We start from the raw sequence: 19,240 nt of genomic DNA on the forward strand, positions 1-19,240 counted from the left end.
ACCGAATTCTTCTGCTCGGCTGGTGATTACGGCATGATGGCGGTGCGGTTCACGGGCTCGGCCGCGGCCTGTCGGCTGTACAGTCCGTGCCGCAGCGACAGCAGCAGGGCGTTACGGGTCTCGGCGGGGTGGAGCAGTTCGTCGAAACCCATGTGCTCGGCCGAGCGGTATGAAGCCTGAAGTTCCATGTCGCGCAGCTGTTTCGCGACAACCTCATCGACGCCGGCCGAGCGGCCGAGGGCGGCGGCGCTCATCGCGCCCATGGTGGCGCCGGGATAGGCGAAGGTGGCGATCTGGTTGTCGAATCCGATGAGCGACATGACCATCGAGCCGAAGCCGTAGGCCTTGCGCAATGTGAGGTGCAGCTTGAGCGTGGTCGCGGTGGTCTGGGCGACGAACATCCTCGCCCCACTGCGCAATACGCCGTTCAATTCTGATTCGCTGCCGGGCAGCATGCCGGGGTTGTCGGCGAGGAAGATCAGCGGCAGGTGGAAGGCGTCGGCGACGGAGATGAAGTGGGCGGCCTTGTCTGCCGCATCGGCATCGATCGAACCGGCCAGGACCAGAGGCTGATTGGCGACGACCGCGACGGGATGGCCGCCGAGATGACCCAGGGCGCAGACGATCGCCGTGCCGAACTGCGGCTGCACCTCGAACCAGTCGGTCCGGTCCAGCACGACGTCCAGCACGCGGCGCATATCGTAGACGCGCCGATTGTCGCGGGAGACGATGTCGAGCAGTTCCGGGGTCCGCCGCGGCGCGGCGTCCTCGTCGGGCAGCAGCGAGGCCGGATACGACCAGGCGCTGGGCGGGAAGTAGGACAGATAGTGGCGGATGTCGTCGAGCACGTCCTCGTCGCTCTCGGCGACGTTGTGGACGGTACCGCTGACGAGCGCGACGTCCGGGCCGCCCAGATCCTCCTTCGAGACGTCCTCCCCGGTCGACTCCCGCACCACCGGCGGTCCGGCGGTGAAGATCGCGGCCTGCCGGCTCATGATGGCGAAATCCGAGACCGGTCCCACCAGCGCGCCGTGCCCGGCCGAGGAGCCCAGCACCCCGGTCACCATGGGCACCCGGCCCGAACAGCGGGCCTGGGCGAGCAGATCGGTCGGGGTGCGTCCGTAATGCGCTCCGGTGGCGCGGAATCCGGCGCCCTCGAGCAGCATGATGAGCGGTACCCGATTGCGGACCGCGAGTTCGGCCAGCCGGTAGCGCTTGGAATTGCTGCCGGGAGCGATCGTTCCGGCCATGGTCGTGAAATCCTCGGCGCCGACCATCACCGGGGAGCCGTCGATCAGTCCGGAACCGGCGACGATGCCATCGGCGGCGACCTCGCCACCCACGAGCGTGCCGAATTCGTGGAACGACCCCTTGTCCAGCATACGGTCGACCCGGGCGCGGGCATCGAGCTTGCCCTTGCCGCGATGCTTGGCCACCCGCTCGGGTCCACCCATGCCGGTTGAGATCTCACGCCGCCGTGCGAGATCGTCGAGCGTGTGGTGCCAGCCGTCGGCCGCATCGTCGATCGGTGTGGCCACAGTGACCTCCTGGAGGGTATTGTCGCATTAACTGTAAAGCTTACCGTAGCGATGGTCGACAGGTGTCCGGTCAGCCGATTCGATGGTGTCGTCGCGCTGTACGGCGAGCGGGGTGATGGGGTAGGTTCCCGTTGCCGGTCGGCGGCTCACACGGTCGGCAGCAACTCCAGTGCCCCGGTGTCGAGTACATGTGCGCAGTGCCGGTTCAGCGTGGTCATGAACAGCGTGTCCCCGCGTTCGGTGCGTTCGACGATGACCGACGCGGCGATCGCGGTGATGACGCCCATGAAGCTCTGACTGCGGACCGTCTCACGCACCTGTAGTGGGGTCAGCGGGGAATCCGGTCCGGACGAGGCGTGATAGAGGTCCACGAGTTCGTCGTAGTGCGCACGGCGATCCTCGATCCGCAGTGCGCCGCCCAGGAAATTCGCGAGGTCGGATACCACCGGGCCGCTCATCACGCCCTGCCAATCCACCACTGTCAGTGGACGTTCGGCGTCCAGGGAGCCGAACAACATATTGTCCAGCCGGTAGTCGGCGTGCACGAGCCCGCGGGGGAGGTTCTGCTGCATCGCCCGATAGCCGTCGAACGCGCCGACCAGCGCCTCGCACACCGACCGTTGCGGTGCTGTCACCTGCTCGCCGTAGCGGTCGAGGAACATGCCGTACAGCTGTGCCAGTAGTTCCTGATTCAGCATCGACCCGCGCTGCAGCCAGTCGGCGCCGGTCAGTCCGGGATGTTCGCGGACGATCGCGTGCAGGCGGCCGAGTTCGCTCACCGCGAGCCTGGCCTGTTCGAGGGTCGCACCCCGGATCTCGTCGCCGGGGGCCGAGGCGACGGCGTCACCGATCAGGAGATCGAATGCGCCTGTGGCACTGTCGAATGCGGCGTGGTAACACGCCGGTAGCGGTCCCGCGGACAGCTGCGGGACGATCTCGCGATAGAAGCGAACCTCGCTCTCGTACAGGCCCAGCCCCGCGCCCGTCTGCCGGCTGACGGGGTCGCTGGATGCCACCTTCAGGACTGCCGACCCGGGGCCGCCGGTGCCCGGCGCGTAGTCCAGGCTCACCCGGTAGCAGTCGCTGACCTGTCCCGTGCCGATGCGCTCGTGCCGGAAGCCGGTGACGGTGCTCGCCCCGAGTTTCGCCGTCAGCCAGTCCGCGGTGAGATCGGCCGGGGTCGCGATGACGGAATCGTCCGAATGATCCTGCATGGTCGCCACTTTCGCATTCCGTCGCTGACGGTCGGATCGTCACCGGTGACGAAAGACGAGGCATCGCACCGTGTGCCGTACTGTGTCGCGAAACGGAATTAATTACGGTAGTAGTTACAGTATAAGGTAACTCTCTTCGGGCGATCGCCTCGTGGAAATCGTTCGGGTCCTTCGATCGCCGCCGGCCGATGTCCGATTCGGCACTCATCGAGCGGTCCGAGTGGCTACTACGCAGCACAGCTGTTTGTCCGGGGTAGGTCTGGCGCTGCGAATCCTGCCGTGTTACAACGGAGTTACGTGTAGTTGCTAAAGCTAACTAATTGGAGGGCGTGAATCATGTGTGGAATCGCGGGCTGGGTGTCGTTCGACTCCGACCTGACCCAGCAACAGCGTGTCCTCGACGCTATGACGGAGACGATGGCTTGTCGGGGCCCCGACGGGCGAGGTACGTTCGTGCGGACACACGGTGCGTTAGGGCACCGGCGCTTGGCCATCATCGACCTACCCGGTGGCGCGCAGCCGATGAGCGTGAGCACCCCGTCCGGTGACATCGGGATGGTGTACTCGGGTGAGACCTACAACTTCACCGAATTACGCGCCGAGTTGACGGCGCTCGGGCACACCTTCCGGACCGACAGCGACACCGAGGTCGTCCTGCATGGCTACCTGCAGTGGGGTGAATCGGTCGTCGACCATCTCAATGGCATGTACGCGTTCGCGATCTGGGATCAGCGCACCGAGAAACTGGTGATGATCCGGGATCGCATGGGAATCAAGCCGTTCTACTACTACCCGACGCCGGACGGTGTGCTGTTCGGTTCGGAGCCCAAGGCGATCCTGGCCAATCCGCTGGCGCGCAAGGTCGTGGACAGCGAGGGGCTGCGGGAGCTGTTCTCCTTCACCAAGACCCCGGGCTGGTCGCTGTGGAAGGGCATGTACGAGGTGCTGCCCGGCACACTGGTCACGGTGGACCGCAACGGTATTCACGAGCGTACCTACTGGCGCCTGGACCCGGTCGAGCACACCGACAATCAGGAGGACACGGTCGCGCGGGTGCGTGAGCTGATGACGGACATCGTCGATCGGCAGCTCATCTCGGACGTGCCGCGCTGCGTGTTGCTCTCGGGCGGACTGGATTCCAGCGCCATCACGGGCCTTGCCGCGGCCCGGCTGGCCCGGGACGGTGAGCAGTTGCGCACGTTCTCGGTCGATTTCGTGAACCAGGAGCAGAATTTCGTCCCCGACGAGATGCGTGACACGCCCGACTCGCCGTTCGTGCGTGAGGTGGCCCAGCTGGTCGGTTCGGCGCACGAGGACGTCCTGCTGAATCCGGCGGACCTGTCGGATCTGGCGGTGCGCCGTGCGGTGATCACCGCACGCGACATCCCGGCCGGACTCGGAGATATGGACAGCTCGCTGTACCTGCTGTTCAAGGCGATTCGAGCGCAGTCGACGGTGGCCCTGTCGGGCGAGTCGGCCGACGAGGTGTTCGGTGGGTATCGCTGGTTCCACGACGAGGTCGCGCTGAAGGCGGACACCTTCCCGTGGATGGCGTTCAATACCCCGCTGACCGGCGAGGGACGCTGGCAGGTCCTCAATCCGGAACTGCGCCAGAATCTCGCGCTGGACGGCTATATCGCCGATCAGTACGCCACGGCCGTCGCGGAGGTGGGTCATCTGGACGGTGAGTCCGAGGTCGAGCACCGCATGCGCACGGTCTGCCATCTGCATCTGACCCGTTTCGTGCGTGCGCTGCTGGATCGCAAGGACCGCGCGTCGATGGCGGTCGGACTCGAGGTGCGAGTGCCGTTCTGCGATCACCGGCTGGTCGAATACGTCTACAACACGCCGTGGTCGCTGAAGACCTTCGACGGACGCGAGAAGAGCCTGCTGCGGCATGCCACGAAACACGTGCTGCCCCAGTCGGTTGTCGAGCGGGTGAAGAGCCCCTACCCCTCCACGCAGGATCCGGGCTACGCGGCGAATCTCCAGCAGCTGGTGAAAGAGATTCTGTCCGAGAAGGATTCGCCGGTCTTCCAGCTGGTCGACCGGGCCTGGCTGGAGAATGCGGTGACCCATGACCCGCAGCGGATGGAGTCGATGACCAGGGCCGGGCTGGATCGCGCCGTCGACCTGCACACCTGGCTGGACATCTACTCCCCGGAACTGTTGCTGGACTGAACATCCGCTCGCCCCGGGCATGTCCCGGGGCGAGGGGTCCTGACCACACCTCAGTCTGCCGAATGCCGCTGATCGGTGTGCGTATTACGCTGAACAAGAACTGAATACGGATCGCGGACCCTGCCGGACCGCCTGATCGTCGGATTTACCGAAACGCTAACGGTACTATTGCCCAAGCCCGCACACCGATTCCTGGATGCCCACGCCACGCAGTCGATCGAACTGCCGCTGCGCCTGGATTCCGGCGACGTGACTCCCAAACCCGGTGTGACTGCGCTGGAAGGCGATCATCAGTGCGCCGGACAACCGAATCCGCCTGTACAAACGCATATTCCGGCCCGGCATGAGCGATCTGGCCTTCGCCGGACTCGCGCGGTCGCTGCCGACGCTGTTCCCGTTCGTCGAGTGTCAGGCGCGCCTGATCGCCGCCTGAGCGGCTTTGCGGTACGTACTACTGTTACTTTATCAGTAGGCTGTTCCAGCCACGCCGACAAAGGACTCATCATGCAGAAGGCACTGGCGCCCGACATCTCGACCTGGCCCGACGAGAATCCCCAGTTGATCGGCAGCCGATGCGGCGGCTGCGGCGCCACCACCTTTCCCCGTCAGGATCGTTGCCCGCGATGCAGCGGCGCCGATATGGCCGAGCTCCTGCTTCCCCGCGACGGAAGACTGGTGGCGTGGACCACGCAGGGCTTCGCGCCCGGACCTCCGTACAAGGGGCCGACGGGAGACGCGTTCGTGCCGTTCGGCGTCGGTCTGGTCCAGCTCGGCGACGTCGTGCGGGTGGAGGGCCGACTCACCGAGAGTGATTCGGCCGCACTGGAGTTCGGCCAGAGCGTCGCATTGACATTCGTGCCGTTGACGACCGACGAGGCCGGCGACGAGATCATCACGTTCGCCTTCGAGGTCGTCCGATGAACGAGGTGGCCATCATCGGTGTCGGCATGCACCCCTTCGGCCGGTTCGGGACCAAGACCGCGATGCAGATGGGCGTCGAGGCCATGTTCGCGGCGGTCGACGACGCGGGCGTGCGATGGCGCGACATCCAGTTCGGGGTCGGGGGTAGTTGGACGGTCGCCAACCCCGACGCGATCGTCGGCATGACCGGCCTCACCGGCATCCCCTTCACGAACGTCTTCAACGCCTGCGCCACCGCGGCCAGCGCGGCCAAGGCCTGTGCGGACGGAATCCGGCTGGGCGACTACGACATCGGCATCGCGGTGGGCCTGGACAAGCATCCGCGCGGGGCCTTCACCGAGGACCCCGCGCTGGTAGGCATGCCGAGCTGGTATGCCGAGAACGGCCAGTACCTCACGACGCAGTTCTTCGGTATGAAGGCCAATCGTTATCTGCACGAGCACGGCATCGGCCACCGGACGCTGGCCAAGGTCGTCAACAAGAACCTGCGCAACGGCGCGCTCAACCCGAACGCGTTCCGCCGCAAGCCGATCGCCGAAGACGACGTGCTGAACTCGCCGATGCTGAACTACCCGCTGACCCAGTACATGTTCTGCTCTCCCGACGAGGGCGCGGCCGCGGTGATCATGTGCCGGGCCGACATCGCACACCGCTACACCGACAAGCCGGTCCATGTGCGCGCGATCGAGGTGCGCACGCGCCGATACGGCGCCTACGAGGTGAACACCACGTTCGCACCGGTCGAGGAGGATGCGTCCCCCACGGTCTACGCGGCCAGGGCCGCATTCGAAAAGGCCGGTGTCGCACCGTCGGACGTGGGTGTGATCCAGTTGCAGGACACCGACGCGGGCGCGGAGATCATCCATATGGCCGAGGCCGGTTTCTGTGGAGACGGTGAGCAGGAACGGCTGCTCGCCGACGGAGTCACCGAGATCACCGGTGCGATGCCGGTCAACACCGACGGCGGCCTGCTCGCCAACGGCGAGCCCATCGGGGCGTCGGGATTGCGGCAAATCCACGAGCTGGTCCGGCAACTGCGGGGTGAGGCCGGTGACCGTCAGGTCGCAAGGGCCCCGCGCGTCGGATTCGCCCAGCTCTACGGCGCCCCCGGAACCGCCGCCGCGACGATCCTCACCACCTGATCCGGCGACGACACGGACCGCGATGTGACCACAGGAAGAGGATTCCGATGAGCGACTCCAGTACCGCCGACGACCGCGTCCAGTGCGAGGTGGACCCCGACCGGCGGATCGCCACCCTCACGTTGAACAACCCGCGACAGCGCAATTCCTACGACGCCGCCATGCGCGACGTACTGGCCCGTCATCTCGACCGGATCGCCGAGGACGACGACATCACCGTCGTATTGCTGCGCGGAGCCGAGGGCGTGTTCAGCACCGGGGCGGACATGAACAACGCCTACGGCTGGTACGGAGAACGGGAGGGGAACCATCCCGCGAAGAGCCGGCCCAGCCAGCGCCGGCGGCTGACGGTCGATCGGAAGACCTTCGGCTTATACCACAATCTCCTGGGCTTCCCGAAGGTCACGGTGGGGGAGATCGCCGGCTACGCGCTGGGTGGGGGATTCGAGATGGCACTCATGACCGATATCTCGGTGATCGCCCGCGACACCAGGATCGGCATGCCCGCGACGCGGTTTCTCGGTCCCGCGCTGGGCAGCCTGCACATGTTCTTCCATCGGCTCGGTCCCGTACTCGCCCGGCGGCTGCTGCTGACGGGGGACATCATCGAGGCGGGCGCGGTGGAACATCTCGGTGTGTTCACCGAGACCTGCGACAGCGCGGCCGTTTCCGCACGCGCGCGATACTGGGCGGAGAAGGCGTCCAGGATGCCGGCCGACGGCGTGGTCATCGCCAAGGAGGCGTTCCGGCTGGTCGAGCAGAGCCAGGCGTATCAGGGGGAGGAGGTCGCGAGCTATCTGTTCCACGCGTTCGGGACGAATCTGCAGTTCGCCACAGGGGAATTCAATTTCGTCAAGACGCGCGCCGAGCACGGGACGAAGGAGGCGTTCCGGTTGCGCGACGAGCACTTCGATGTGCCGGAACCCGACGTTCGGTAGCTCCGCCGTTCACGGATACCGAATGCTTGACAGTAATGGCAACTATAAAACATTCTGGTGACTGACTGTCGCAACATTCCGGGCATGACATGCGATGGGTCGCAACCGAGCTCGGATGTGATCGGATGGAACGGAAGTCGCTGATGAGTATGCCGATCGTCGATGAGGCCGCGAAGGTGCTCGCGGAGCCTGCCGCGTATGCCGACGAGGAGAGATTGCACGCCGCACTGACGCGGTTGCGGGCGAAGGCTCCGGTATCGCTGGTGGACGTGCCCGACTACAAGCCCTTCTGGGCGATCACCAAGCACGCCGACATCCTGGCGGTGGAGCGGGCGAACCGGGTGTTCACCAACTGGCCGCGGCCGGTGCTGTTCCGTTCCGCGGCCGAGGATATGGAGGCGGCGGCGGGCGTTCGGACCCTGATCCACATGGACGATCCGCAGCATCGCGCGGTGCGGGCCGTCGCCGCGGACTGGTTCAGCCCGAAGGCGATGAAAGCGATGGATCGGCGCGTCCGGCAGCTCGCCGAACAGTACGTGGACAAGATGCGCGATACCGGCGGGGAATGCGACTTCGTGCAGGAGGTCGCGGTGAATTTCCCGCTCTACGTGATCATGTCGCTGCTCGGTGTGCCCGAGGCGGACTTCCCGCGGATGCTGAAGCTCACCCAGGAACTGGTCGGCAGCGAGGACGACGAGCTCAAGCGCAGCACGCCCGTCGACGAGACGATGAACTCCCTGGTCGAGATGTTCCAGTACTTCCAGGGTCTGACGGCGGCGTGGCGGGAGCATCCCACCGGCGATCTGGGGTCCACGATCGCCAACGCCCGCATCGATGGCGAGCCGCTGTCGGATATCGACACGATGTCCTATTACGCGATCATCGCCACCGCCGGGCACGACACCACCAGCAGCAGTATCTCCGGTGGTCTGCGCGCGTTGATCGAACATCCCGGCCAGCTCGAGCGGCTGCGCGGCAACCTGGACCTGATGCCGCGGGCGACCGAGGAGATCATCCGGTGGGTCACGCCGGTGAAGGCGTTCATGCGCACGGCCGCACAGGACGCCACGGTGCGCGACGTGCCCATCGCCGCGGGGGAGTCGGTGCTGCTGTCGTATGTATCCGCGAATCGTGACGAGGATGCCTTCGACAATCCGTTCCGCTTCGATATCGAGCGCGAGCCGAACAAGCACGTGGCGTTCGGATTCGGCGTGCACTTCTGTCTCGGGGCCGGGCTGGCCCGGATGGAGATCAACGGATTCCTCTCCGAGCTGCTACCGCGCCTGAAGTCCATCGAGCTGAACGGCGAACCCGCACTCACCGCCACGACCTTCGTCGGCGGGCTGAAACACCTACCCATCCGCTATTCCCTCACCTGACCGATCCGGCCGTCCTCGCAGCCCTGAGCGGTTCGTGAGATCCCTGTGCAATTCTATACTGATAGATATACAGTAGTCGTATCTATTCGGCCTTCCACGGGAGGCCGGATCAGCCGTGCGGAGCCGATCGGCCGGGCGGCGTCGCATCGTCGCGGCGACGGCACCGATTGTGCCCCGGTCGAGTTGGCGCACGAGCCGGGACGAAGCTCGGCGAACCGAAGGGATTGTGATGACCGCGCTGGAATACAAGGCGATCGATGTCGACAACCACTACTACGAGCCCCTGGACGCGTTCACCCGGCATCTGGACAAGAAGTTCCGGCGCCGCGGCGTGCGGATCGTGCGGGACGGCAAATACCACTCGGCGATCATCGGCGACCGGGTGAACCGCTTCATTCCCAATCCGACCTTCGATCCGATCATCGTGCCCGGTTGCCTGGACCTGATGTTCCGGGGTCAGGTCCCGGAGGGGGTGGATCCGGCGACGCTGCTGAAGGTCGAGAGCCTGGAACTGCGGCCCGAGTACCAGGATCGGGACGCCCGCGTCGCGGTGGTGGACAAGCAGGACATCGAGACGATCTTCCTGTTCCCGACGTTCGGTTGCGGCGTCGAGGAGGCCCTCGAGGGCGATGTCGAGGCCACGATGGCCTCGCTGCACGCGTTCAACCAATGGCTGGACGAGGACTGGGGTTTCGGCCGGCCCGATCATCGAGTCGTCGCGGCGCCGATGATCTCGCTGGCCGATCCGGTGGCCGCCGTCGCGGAGGTCGACTTCGTGCTCGGGCGTGGTGCGCGCCTGGTGCATATCCGGCCCGCGCCGGTACCCGGCGTCGTCAAGCCGCGTTCGCTCGGCGACCGCGCCCACGATCCGGTATGGGCCAGGCTGGCCGAGGCGAATGTGCCGGTCGCATTCCACCTGGGGGACAGCGGATATCTGCGGATCGCGGCGATGTGGGGTGGTAAGGACACCTTCGAGGCGTTCGGTGGCGCGGGCGACGCGCTGGACAAGATTCTCGTCGACGACCGTGCCATTCACGACACCATGGCCTCGATGATCATCCACGGTGTGTTCGACCGCCATCCGGGCCTGCGGGTGGCCAGCATCGAGAACGGCTCGGACTTCGTCGCCCGGCTGTGCAAGCGAATGAAGAAGCTGGCCAACCAATCTCCGCGATCGTTCCCGAACGATCCGGTGGACACGCTGCGTGAGCACGTGTGGGTCGCGCCGTACTACGAGGACGATCTGCCGCGGCTGGCCGAGACGATCGGCGTCGAGCGCATCCTGTTCGGCTCGGACTGGCCGCACGGCGAGGGGCTCGAACAGCCGCTGGCCTTCGCCGACGAGCTGACCGACTTCGACGCGCCGGCTGTTCGAAAGATCATGCGCGACAACGCTCTCGAGTACCTCGGCGTGCCCGTCGCCGCGGCCGCCCGGTAGCCGGGAGTACTGACGATGGACCGTTACGAATTGCGGCGGCAAGACTACAGCCTGTCGGCCGACCACATCCAGCTGCAGACGGCGTATGCGAAATTCCTCGAAAACCGTTGCCCGCTCGAACTGGTGCGGGCGGCCGAGGCGACGGGTTTCGACAACAATCTGTGGGAGCAGCTGTGCGGCACCGGCGCGAGTTCCATGGCCCTGCCCGAGTCGGCGGGTGGTGACGGGGCGACGCTGGTCGACCTGACGCTCGTCGCGGAGGAACTCGGCCGTGTCATCGCACCGGTGCCGTGGATCGACCATGTCTGCGCGGCAAGGTTGCTGGCCGCTCTGGGGGCGCTGGACCCGGCCACCGAGGATGGTTCCGACGTCCTCGCGGGACGGCAGGTGCTCGCCCTGGATTCGCGATTGCAGGCTACCGACGGGCCCCGGCTGATCGCCGCCGGTTCGGTCGCCGATCGCATCATCGTTCGCCAAGGGGACGACGTCGTCGCTCTGAGTTACGCCACCCGGCCGGCGAAGGTCGACAATATCGGCCGGTTGCCGATGGCGTGGATCGATCCGGCGGCCGCGGACCGGCGGGTCGTGCTGGGCAGCGGTGCGCGGGCGCTCGCGCGGTACGAGCGCGCGCTCGACGAATGGCAGGTGCTCACCGCGGCCGCGCTGGTCGGCCTGATCGAGGAGACGCTGCGGGTGGCGGCCGAATTCGCCAAGACCCGTTACACATTGGGTGTTCCGATATCGACACTGCAGGCCATCTCCCACCCCCTGGCCAATATCGCGATCGTGGTGCAGGGCGGGCGCAACCTGACCCGACGGGCGGCCTGGTTCCTGGACCACGAACCCGAGACGCAGCCGGCGCTCGCGGGGGCGGCGTTCGTCTATCTGGCCGAGGAGGCCGCCAAGGCCGCCACCATGGCCGTCCAGGTGCAGGGCGGGCTGGGGGTGTCGACGGAGTCGGCCGCCTCGGCATATCTGCTGCGGGCCCGTGGCTGGCCGCTGGCGGCCGGCGATCCTGGAGCCAGTGCCGTCCGGGTGGCCGAACTATTCACTGCCTCATAACTATTCGGGCCAACAGGACGGAATTACCGATGGACTTTTCCCGAGTCGACCTGTCCGCGCAGGACGCCGCGTTCCACGACCGTGCGCGCGCGTTCCTGGATCTGCATGTGACCGACGAGGTCCGGCGGCGCGATCGCGAAACCGGCGACAATTTCGATGCGGGCGTCCACCTCGCCATGGGCGCAGAGGGCTGGCTGGCGGCCGAGGCGAAGACCGGTGAGCCCGGCGGGATGACCCGGGTGCAGCGGCGCATCTGGGACCTGGAGAAGCGACGCGCGCAGGTCCCCTGGGTGACCGGGGGCACCACCGTCATCGTGGCGAAATCGGTCGAGCAGTTCGGCTCACCCGACCTGCGGGAGGAGGTGCTGCCGCGCGTGCTCAGCGGTAAGGTCCGGTTGTGTCTGGGCTACACCGAGCCGGAGGGTGGGTCCGACGTCGCGACGTGTAAGACCCGTGCGGTGCGGGACGGGGATCAGTGGGTGATCAACGGCGCCAAGATGTTCACCACCGGCGCGCACAACTGCCAGTACGTGTTCCTGATCGCCAATACCGACCCGCAGGCGCGTAAACACAAGAGCCTCACCATGTTCCTGGTCCCGCTGGACACCCCGGGTATCGACATCCAGGGCATCCGGACGGTGGACGGCGATCGCACCAACATCGTCTATTACACCGACGTCCGTATCGACGACAAGTACCGGCTGGGCGAGGTGAACGACGGCTGGCGGGTGCTGATGGAGCCGCTCAGCGTCGAGCACGGCGCCGTCGACGCGGCAGCCGACGGATTGGGGGACGTCTCGATCCTCGCGCACCAGGGGACGATGATGGCGACGGCGGCCGACCGGGTCGCCGAGATCGCCGCGCGACCGGGTCCGGACGGCCACCGCCTGCTGGACGACAGGTCGGTCGCGTATCGGCTCGGCCGCAGCGTCGCCCGGATCGAGGCCGCGCTGTCCACGCCCTCGCTGTTCGGCCGGGTCGCGATCGCCCAGGCGATGCGCGACACCTCGCCGGATCTGATGGACATCCTCGGCAGCGCCTCGGTGCTGCCCATCGATACCGAGGGCGCCGTGGATGACGGTGGCGCCGAATACATCTACCGCTGGGCGCCGCTGTGCGGAATCTACGGCGGCACGCTCGAGGTGTTCCGGAATATGATCGCGCAGCACGTGCTCGGGCTCGGGCGTCCGAACTATTCCCCGCCGGCCGCAGCGAGGGCCGGCTGACAGACGCTGTGGGTCGATGCGTGGCAACATGATTCGTGTCGCGGGGGCTCGGCGGTTCTACGAGGTGCCCCCGGCAGCGAGTACGCCGGTATGAGCCGGGCGGATCCTCACGATGCGAGAGGGTGGGCGCCATCGCGACGCGGTGACGCCCGCGGATCGGTCAACTCGCGGTGTGTGCGGTGGCCGCCTTGATCTGGTTCTGGTACTGCGCCAGCTTCTCCTGCGCCGAGGTTACCTTGTGGCTGCGCGCCTGGATGCTGACGTCGTGGTCGGCGGCGGCCGCGCGCAGGGATCCGACGGTCGCCAGCTCGCGTGGCACGTGGGTGAACGGGTCGAAGGAGTACCAGCGCATGGCATTCAGATGCGTCATCTTGTCGGTCTCGTCGTCGGGCACCTGTTCGCGCTCCAGCACGTCGTGCAGCGCTTCGGGGGCGTCCGGCCACATCGAGTCGCTGTGTGGGTAATCCGCTTCCCACGAGATGTTGTCGATGCCGATCTCGTTGCGCAGCCGCACGCCGATCGGATCGCTGATGAAGCAGGTCAGGAAGTGGTCGCGGAAGATCTCCGAGGGCAGTTTGCCGCCGAAGTTCTGCATCGTCCAGGCGGAGTGCATCTCGTAGGTGCGGTCCGCGCGTTCGAGGAAGTAGGGGATCCAGCCGGTGCCCCCCTCGGACAGGGCGATCTTCAGATCCGGGTAGTCCTTGATGGGTTGGGACCACAGGAGGTCGGCGGCGGCCTGCACGATGTTCATCGGTTGCAGGGTGATCATCACGTCCGGCGGCGAGTCCACCGCGGGCACCGACAACCGCCCGGACGACCCGATATGAACGCTGCACACGGTATCGGTGTCCACCAACGCTTTCCACAGCGGATTCCAGAACGGGTCATGGAAACTCGGATAGCCCAGGGCAGCAGGGTTTTCGGTGAATGTCAGGGAGTGCACACCCTTGTCCGCGCAGCGGCGCACCTCCGCGGCGCAGGCCTCGGCGTCCCAGATGACCGGCAGCGCCATCGGAATGAAGCGCCCGGGGTAGGCGCCGCACCACTCGTCGATATGCCAATCGTTGTAGGCGCGCACCAGCGCCAGGGAGAACTCCGGATCATCGGTGGCGAACAGGCGCGCCGCGAAGCCCGGGAACGACGGGAAGTTCATCGATCCCAGAATGCCGCCGGCGTTCATATCCTTGATCCGCTCGTGTACGTCGTAACAGCCGGGCCGGATCTCGTCCAGCCCTTCGGGTTCCAGGCCGTACTCCTGTTTGGGTCGCCCGGCCACGGCGTTGAGCGCGACATTGGGCACCACGATGTCCCGGAACTTCCACATATCGGCGCCGTCGTCGGTGTGGATGAGTTTCGGCGCGTCGGCGGCGTACTTCTCGGACAGGTGATTTCGGAACATATCGGGCGGTTCGATGATGTGGTCATCGACGCTGATGAGGATCATGTCGTTCTTGTCCACGACAACACTCCTAGAAATAGTGATCTCGGGCAGGCGTCAGATGATGGCGCCGGCGTCCTTGGCGGCGGCGATGTCCTCCCATGTCATGCCGAGTTCCAGCAGGATCGTCTCGGTATGTTCGCCGTACTCCGGTGAGCGGCTCGGCGGCGGCGGCATCTCGTCGAATTGCACAGGGGCGCTGACGCTTCGGTAGGGCCTGCCGGCGCTGTCGGGCTGCGTGGTCAGGTAACCGTTGGCGATCACCTGCGGGTCGTCGAGGACCTCGCGCGGACTGGCCAGGGTGGCCCAGACCGCGGGCTCGTCGGCGAGGATCTTCTGCCATTCGGACAGGTCGCGCTCGGCGAAGGTCGTGCGCAACTCCGTGGTGGCCGCCGCCTGATTGCGGACCAGATTCGCGAGCGGGACGAACCGCTCGTCGGTGGCCAGGCCCGGCCGGCCGATGCGGTCGCAGAACCCCTGCCAGAACCGATCGGTCTGTAGCAGCATCAGCTGGACCCACCGCCCGTCGCGCGTCTTGTAGCGGTTGACCGCGGGGTTCAGCGCGGTGCCCGCGACGCCCATGGGGATGCGATCGATATCGTAGTAATCCGCAGCCGCTATATCGGGGGCGATTGCCCACATGCCTTGTGCGAGTAGCGAACTGTCCACCAGTGGTGCGTGCCCGGTGCGCTCGCGATGGAACAGCGCGGTCGCGATGCCGCCCGCCAGTGTGATGCCGCCCTGGAGATCGCCGAACGCAGGGCCCTGGGTCACCGGATATTCGATGTCCGGCGGGGACAGCGCGTAGGCCACACCCGCGCGCGCCAGGTAACTCGAGGCGTCGAACCCGCCGCGCTCGCGATCGGGTCCCCGGCTGCCGTGGCCGCTGCCGCGGGCGATGATCACAGTCGGGTTGAACTCCCGGATCTGCTCGACCGTCAGCCCGGCTCGTTCGAGGGGGCCCGGCAGCCAGTTTGTCAGGAATACGTCCGCCTCGGCGATCAGCTTGCCGAGGATCTCCCGGCCTCGTTGGGACTTGATGTCGACGCCGATGCTGCGTTTGCCGTGGTTGCCGAGCTCCATCATGAAATTGGCTCGTACGGGCGACTGTTCGGGATCCAGACCGCCGACGACCAGTGCGCGGCAGGGATCGCCCCCCTTCGCGTCTTCGATCTTGATGACATCGGCCCCCCAATCCGCCAGTGCGGCGCCGGCGCTGGGTACATACGTCCACGACGCCAGTTCGACGATCCGTACGCCGCTCAGCAGACCCGACATAGGCGCTTCCTCTCCCGCGATGGCTGGCTTGAAGAACTATACCGTAATGGTTACAGTTAGTCAGCCAGGATGGCAGCCGCATCGGCGATGACCCTGACCATCGACCCGCCACGAAACAAAGGGGTGTCACCCGTGGGAAAACTGGACAACAAGGTCGCGGTGATCTCGGGTGCCGCACGCGGGCAGGGCCGTTCGCACGCGGTCAACCTCGCGGCCGAGGGTGCGAGCATCATCGCCCTGGACATCTGTGCCGACCTCGAGGGCAACACCTATCCGCTGGCTCGGCCGCAGGACCTCGAGGAAACGGCCCGCCTGGTGGAGAAGGAGGGCGTGCGAGTCCATCCGATAGTCGTCGACGTGCGGGAGCGTGGCGCGGTCTGGAGTTCGATCGCCGAGGCCGTGGAAGCGCTGGGGCGGTTGGACATCGTGGTGGCCAACGCCGGGATCGCCGCGATGGGAAAGCCGCAGACCCTCCGGTCGTGGTCCGACACCATCGACACCGATCTGGCGGGCGTGTTCAACGTCATCCAGGCGAGCCTGCCGCACCTGGATGCCGGAGCCTCCATCATCGCGACCGGATCGCTGGCCGCGCAGCTGGGCAGTTCCACCAAGGAGGGGCCCGGTGGTTCCGCGTACAGCTTCGCGAAACAGGTTGTCGCACACTATGTCAACGACCTGTCTATTCAGCTGGCGAAGAAGTCCATCCGGATCAACGCGGTGCATCCGACCAACGTGAACACCGACATGCTGCACAACGAGGGGATGTACCGGGTGTTCCGGCCCGATAAGGATTCGCCCACTCGCGAAGAGGCCGAGCAGGCGTTCCCGGCGATGCAGGGCATGCCGATTCCCTATATCGAGCCGCAGGATGTCTCCAACCTCGTCGTCTTCCTGGCCACCGACGATGCGCGCTATATCACCGGCAGTCAGCTGCGTGTGGACGCGGGCGGCTACGTCAAGGCCGTGCCCTGGGGTAAGTGAGCGATGGTGCCGCGGTGATCGTTTCGCGGCGCGACCGGTTGATGTAAAGAGTTACTGTATGAGCGACTATAGCCGTGAAAATGACTGCGTGGCGCCGCGTCCGCGGGGTGCGGCCAGATAGAGGTGGATGCACATGACCAAACCCGTCATCGTCAGCGCCGTCCGGACGGCGATCGGACGCTCCTTCAAGGGGGCGCTGGCCAATGTGCCCTCCGAGACGCTGGCGACCACGATCCTGCCCGAAGCGGTGCGCCGCGCGGGCATCGATCCGTCCGTCGTCGATGACGTCATCTTCGCCGAATTGAATTACGGCGGCGGCGATCTGGCTCGGCACGCGGCCGTGGCCGCCGGAATGATCGAGGTGCCCGGCCAAGCGGTCAATCGGCACTGTACGGGCAGTCTCACCGCGATCGCCGACGCGGCCGCGCACATCTGCTCCGGGATGGAGCGGGTGATCGTCGCGGGCGGTGTGCAATCCCTGTCGACCGCACCGCTGATGAAGTGGCGGGTGCCGGGTAAGGCGGAACTCGAGTTCATCGAGCCGTGGATCCCGCCGTCGCATCCGGAGACGCCCGACGCGCCCACCATGGACATGTCGATCACCGTCGGCTGGAATACGGCGAAGAAGGCGGGCATCTCACGCGCGGAGATGGACGCATGGGCGCTGCGCTCGCACGAGCGCGCCATCGCGGCGATCGACGCCGGTAAGTTCGCCGACGAGATCCTGCCCCTGAAGCTTCAGCAGCTCGACGGTTCGGTAGTCGACTTCGCGGTGGACGAATTCCCCAGGCGGGGTACCACATTGGAGCGGCTGGCGGGGCTGCCCGTGCTCCATCCGGAGATCGAGGGGTTCTCGATCACCGCCGGTAACAGCAGCGGGATCAACGATGCCGCCGCGGCGGTGACCGTCGTCGGCGACGACTATGCCGCCGCCGAAGGGCTCGAGGTGCTCGGCACGGTGCGAGCGTGGGCCAATACCGCTGTCACACCGGCCGATAACGGGCTCGCGGCGGGCAAGGTGATCGGCAAGATTCTGGATCGCGCGGGGCTGACACCGGGCGATGTGACGCTGTGGGAGATCAACGAGGCGTTCGCGTCCGTGCCGATCGCCGCGTGCCGCGAGCACGGGCTGGACGAGGAGCTGGTGAACTTCTCCGGCAGCGGATGCAGTCTCGGACACCCGATCTCGGCATCCGGCGCGCGCATGGTGACCACGCTGCTGTACGAACTGCGGCGGCGCGGTGGCGGTATCGGCGTGGCGGCGATGTGCGCGGGCGGCGGCCAGGGTGGCGCATTGGTGGTGGAGGTCTGATAACGGACGAAGTCTTGCGGGAACGCCGCGGTCGCACGTCATCGTCAAATCCAGTGAGTGGACAGCCGCCGAGATGTGGCAGAAACAGTTTCACGTCATCATGAATTAAGGAGACCTCGTGTCGTTCGAAGGTGAAGTAGTGCTTGTCACCGGCGGTGCCGGCGGTTTGGGTGATGCGACCGTGCGTCGATTGCACGGTGCGGGCGCCGCCGTCATCGTGGCCGATGTCAACGACGAGAAGGGCGCCGCGCTGGCGCGGGAGCTCGGGAACAAGGTCGTCTATGTGCATACCGATGTGCTGGACGAGGATTCGATCGGCGGTGCGCTCACCAAGGCGGATGAGCTTGGTGTGCTGCGGAACGTCGTGATCGCGCACGGGGGCTTCGGCGTCTTGGAGCGGGTGGTCAATCGGGACGGTAGCCCGGCCACGCTGAAGGGCTTTACCGACACCATCGCGCTGTATCTCACTGGCACCTACAACGTGCTGCGGCTGGCCGCCGCGCGGATCGGCAAGCTCGATGCCAAAGCCAACGGGGAACGCGGCGCCATCGTGATGACCAGCTCGATCGCCGGATATGAAGGGCAGATCGGCCAGTCGGCCTATTCGGCGGCAAAGGGCGGGGTGATCTCGCTGACGCTGTCGGGCGCTCGTGATCTGAGTTCACTGGGAATTCGGCTGAACAGCATCGCACCCGGCACCATGCATACGCCGCTGATGGATTTTCTCGGCGAGGAGAAGCTCGGGAAATTCGCCGCCTCGGTACCTTTTCCGAAGCGGCTCGGTGCGCCGGATGAATACGCGTCGCTGGCTCAGCATCTGCTGGAGAACCCGTATATCAACGGTGAGGTCGTCCGTATCGACGGGGCGCAGCGATTCCAGCCGCGCTGAGCACGACCGGAATTCGCGGCGGCTCTCACCGGTGGCCGCCGTGGTTGCTTCCGCCGGCGGGGCCGCCCTGGTTGCTCGAGACCTGAACCGTATTCACCGTTGGCGACGGTGTCGACGGGTGATGCGCCAGACCGAACACGACACCGCCGCCCAGCAGTGCGAGCACCACGGCGGCGCCGCCGACCATCCATGCGACCGGCCGTGGCTTGTGCCGCTCGTCCTGTGGTCCGGGCATCGGGCGATGCGGGGCTTGGCGTTGGGTGGCAGGGCGGGACGACGCAGGCCTGGATGATGCCGCAGATC

General features: G+C 66.2%; 15 protein-coding genes and 2 pseudogenes. 12 read left to right on the forward strand and 5 right to left on the reverse strand.

Translation table 11 applies throughout. The features are described from left to right. Positions 1-26: 26 nt before the first annotated feature. Positions 27-1,538, reverse strand: a complete 1,512-nt coding sequence (locus JZ791_RS31965) for an acyl-CoA carboxylase subunit beta (protein ID WP_308163196.1) — start codon at positions 1,536-1,538, stop codon at positions 27-29. A gap of 146 nt (positions 1,539-1,684) precedes the next feature. Continuing rightward, the gene (locus tag JZ791_RS31970) at positions 1,685-2,752 is read right to left on the reverse strand and encodes a phosphotransferase (protein ID WP_216899547.1); all 1,068 of its coding nucleotides are present in this window, start codon (positions 2,750-2,752) and stop codon (positions 1,685-1,687) included. A gap of 336 nt (positions 2,753-3,088) precedes the next feature. Here JZ791_RS31970 and asnB point away from each other — a divergent pair, with 336 nt between their 5' ends. From asnB to JZ791_RS32015, 9 genes and pseudogenes are all read left to right on the forward strand, one after another. After that, a complete protein-coding gene (asnB, locus tag JZ791_RS31975; protein WP_216899549.1) occupies positions 3,089-4,933 on the forward strand; it encodes an asparagine synthase (glutamine-hydrolyzing) in 1,845 nt (614 codons plus the stop codon). Positions 4,934-5,101: 168 nt separating this feature from the next. Then, positions 5,102-5,363, forward strand: a pseudogene (locus tag JZ791_RS31980) (NAD(P)/FAD-dependent oxidoreductase); the annotation flags it as partial. Between the two features lie 74 nt (positions 5,364-5,437). Then, a complete protein-coding gene (locus JZ791_RS31985; protein ID WP_216899550.1) occupies positions 5,438-5,854 on the forward strand; it encodes a Zn-ribbon domain-containing OB-fold protein in 417 nt (138 codons plus the stop codon). Further along, entirely contained in the window at positions 5,851-6,996 is a 1,146-nt protein-coding gene (locus tag JZ791_RS31990) for a thiolase family protein (RefSeq protein ID WP_216899552.1), read from the forward strand. Before JZ791_RS31985 ends, JZ791_RS31990 begins: the two co-directional genes overlap by 4 nt. A 47-nt stretch (positions 6,997-7,043) precedes the next feature. Further along, the gene (locus JZ791_RS31995; protein WP_216899554.1) at positions 7,044-7,934 is read left to right on the forward strand and encodes an enoyl-CoA hydratase/isomerase family protein; all 891 of its coding nucleotides are present in this window, start codon (positions 7,044-7,046) and stop codon (positions 7,932-7,934) included. 143 nt (positions 7,935-8,077) lie between these two features. Further along, positions 8,078-9,313: a cytochrome P450 gene (locus JZ791_RS32000; protein WP_216899555.1), complete on the forward strand. Its 1,236-nt coding sequence runs from the start codon at positions 8,078-8,080 to the stop codon at positions 9,311-9,313. 229 nt (positions 9,314-9,542) lie between these two features. Beyond that, the gene (locus tag JZ791_RS32005) at positions 9,543-10,751 is read left to right on the forward strand and encodes an amidohydrolase family protein (RefSeq protein ID WP_216899557.1); all 1,209 of its coding nucleotides are present in this window, start codon (positions 9,543-9,545) and stop codon (positions 10,749-10,751) included. Between the two features lie 15 nt (positions 10,752-10,766). Continuing rightward, entirely contained in the window at positions 10,767-11,813 is a 1,047-nt protein-coding gene (locus JZ791_RS32010) for an acyl-CoA dehydrogenase family protein (protein WP_216899559.1), read from the forward strand. 29 nt (positions 11,814-11,842) lie between these two features. Further along, positions 11,843-13,039, forward strand: coding sequence for an acyl-CoA dehydrogenase family protein (locus JZ791_RS32015; RefSeq protein ID WP_216899561.1), 1,197 nt, complete (start codon positions 11,843-11,845; stop codon positions 13,037-13,039). 160 nt (positions 13,040-13,199) lie between these two features. Here JZ791_RS32015 and JZ791_RS32020 read toward each other — a convergent pair whose 3' ends face one another. Together JZ791_RS32020 and JZ791_RS32025 are read right to left on the reverse strand one after the other, a co-directional pair. Then, positions 13,200-14,498, reverse strand: a complete 1,299-nt coding sequence (locus tag JZ791_RS32020) for an amidohydrolase family protein (protein ID WP_216899563.1) — start codon at positions 14,496-14,498, stop codon at positions 13,200-13,202. Positions 14,499-14,534: 36 nt separating this feature from the next. Continuing rightward, positions 14,535-15,755, reverse strand: coding sequence for a CaiB/BaiF CoA transferase family protein (locus tag JZ791_RS32025; RefSeq protein ID WP_216899564.1), 1,221 nt, complete (start codon positions 15,753-15,755; stop codon positions 14,535-14,537). A 132-nt stretch (positions 15,756-15,887) separates the two neighbouring features. Between JZ791_RS32025 and JZ791_RS32030 the strand changes: the two genes are divergently transcribed. From JZ791_RS32030 to JZ791_RS32040, 3 genes are all read left to right on the forward strand, one after another. Then, positions 15,888-16,736, forward strand: coding sequence for a mycofactocin-coupled SDR family oxidoreductase (locus tag JZ791_RS32030; RefSeq protein ID WP_216899576.1), 849 nt, complete (start codon positions 15,888-15,890; stop codon positions 16,734-16,736). Between the two features lie 133 nt (positions 16,737-16,869). Further along, on the forward strand, positions 16,870-18,048 hold the full coding sequence (locus tag JZ791_RS32035) for a thiolase family protein (protein WP_216899566.1): 1,179 nt from the start codon (positions 16,870-16,872) through the stop codon (positions 18,046-18,048). Between the two features lie 118 nt (positions 18,049-18,166). Further along, entirely contained in the window at positions 18,167-18,937 is a 771-nt protein-coding gene (locus JZ791_RS32040) for an SDR family NAD(P)-dependent oxidoreductase (RefSeq protein WP_216899568.1), read from the forward strand. 25 nt (positions 18,938-18,962) lie between these two features. On the opposite strand, the pseudogene JZ791_RS32045 reads toward JZ791_RS32040, so the two are convergent. Next, a pseudogene (locus tag JZ791_RS32045) lies at positions 18,963-19,240 on the reverse strand (hypothetical protein); the annotation flags it as partial.

Source organism: Nocardia alni (assembly GCF_019038435.1).
Lineage (GTDB): Bacteria > Actinomycetota > Actinomycetes > Mycobacteriales > Mycobacteriaceae > Nocardia > Nocardia alni.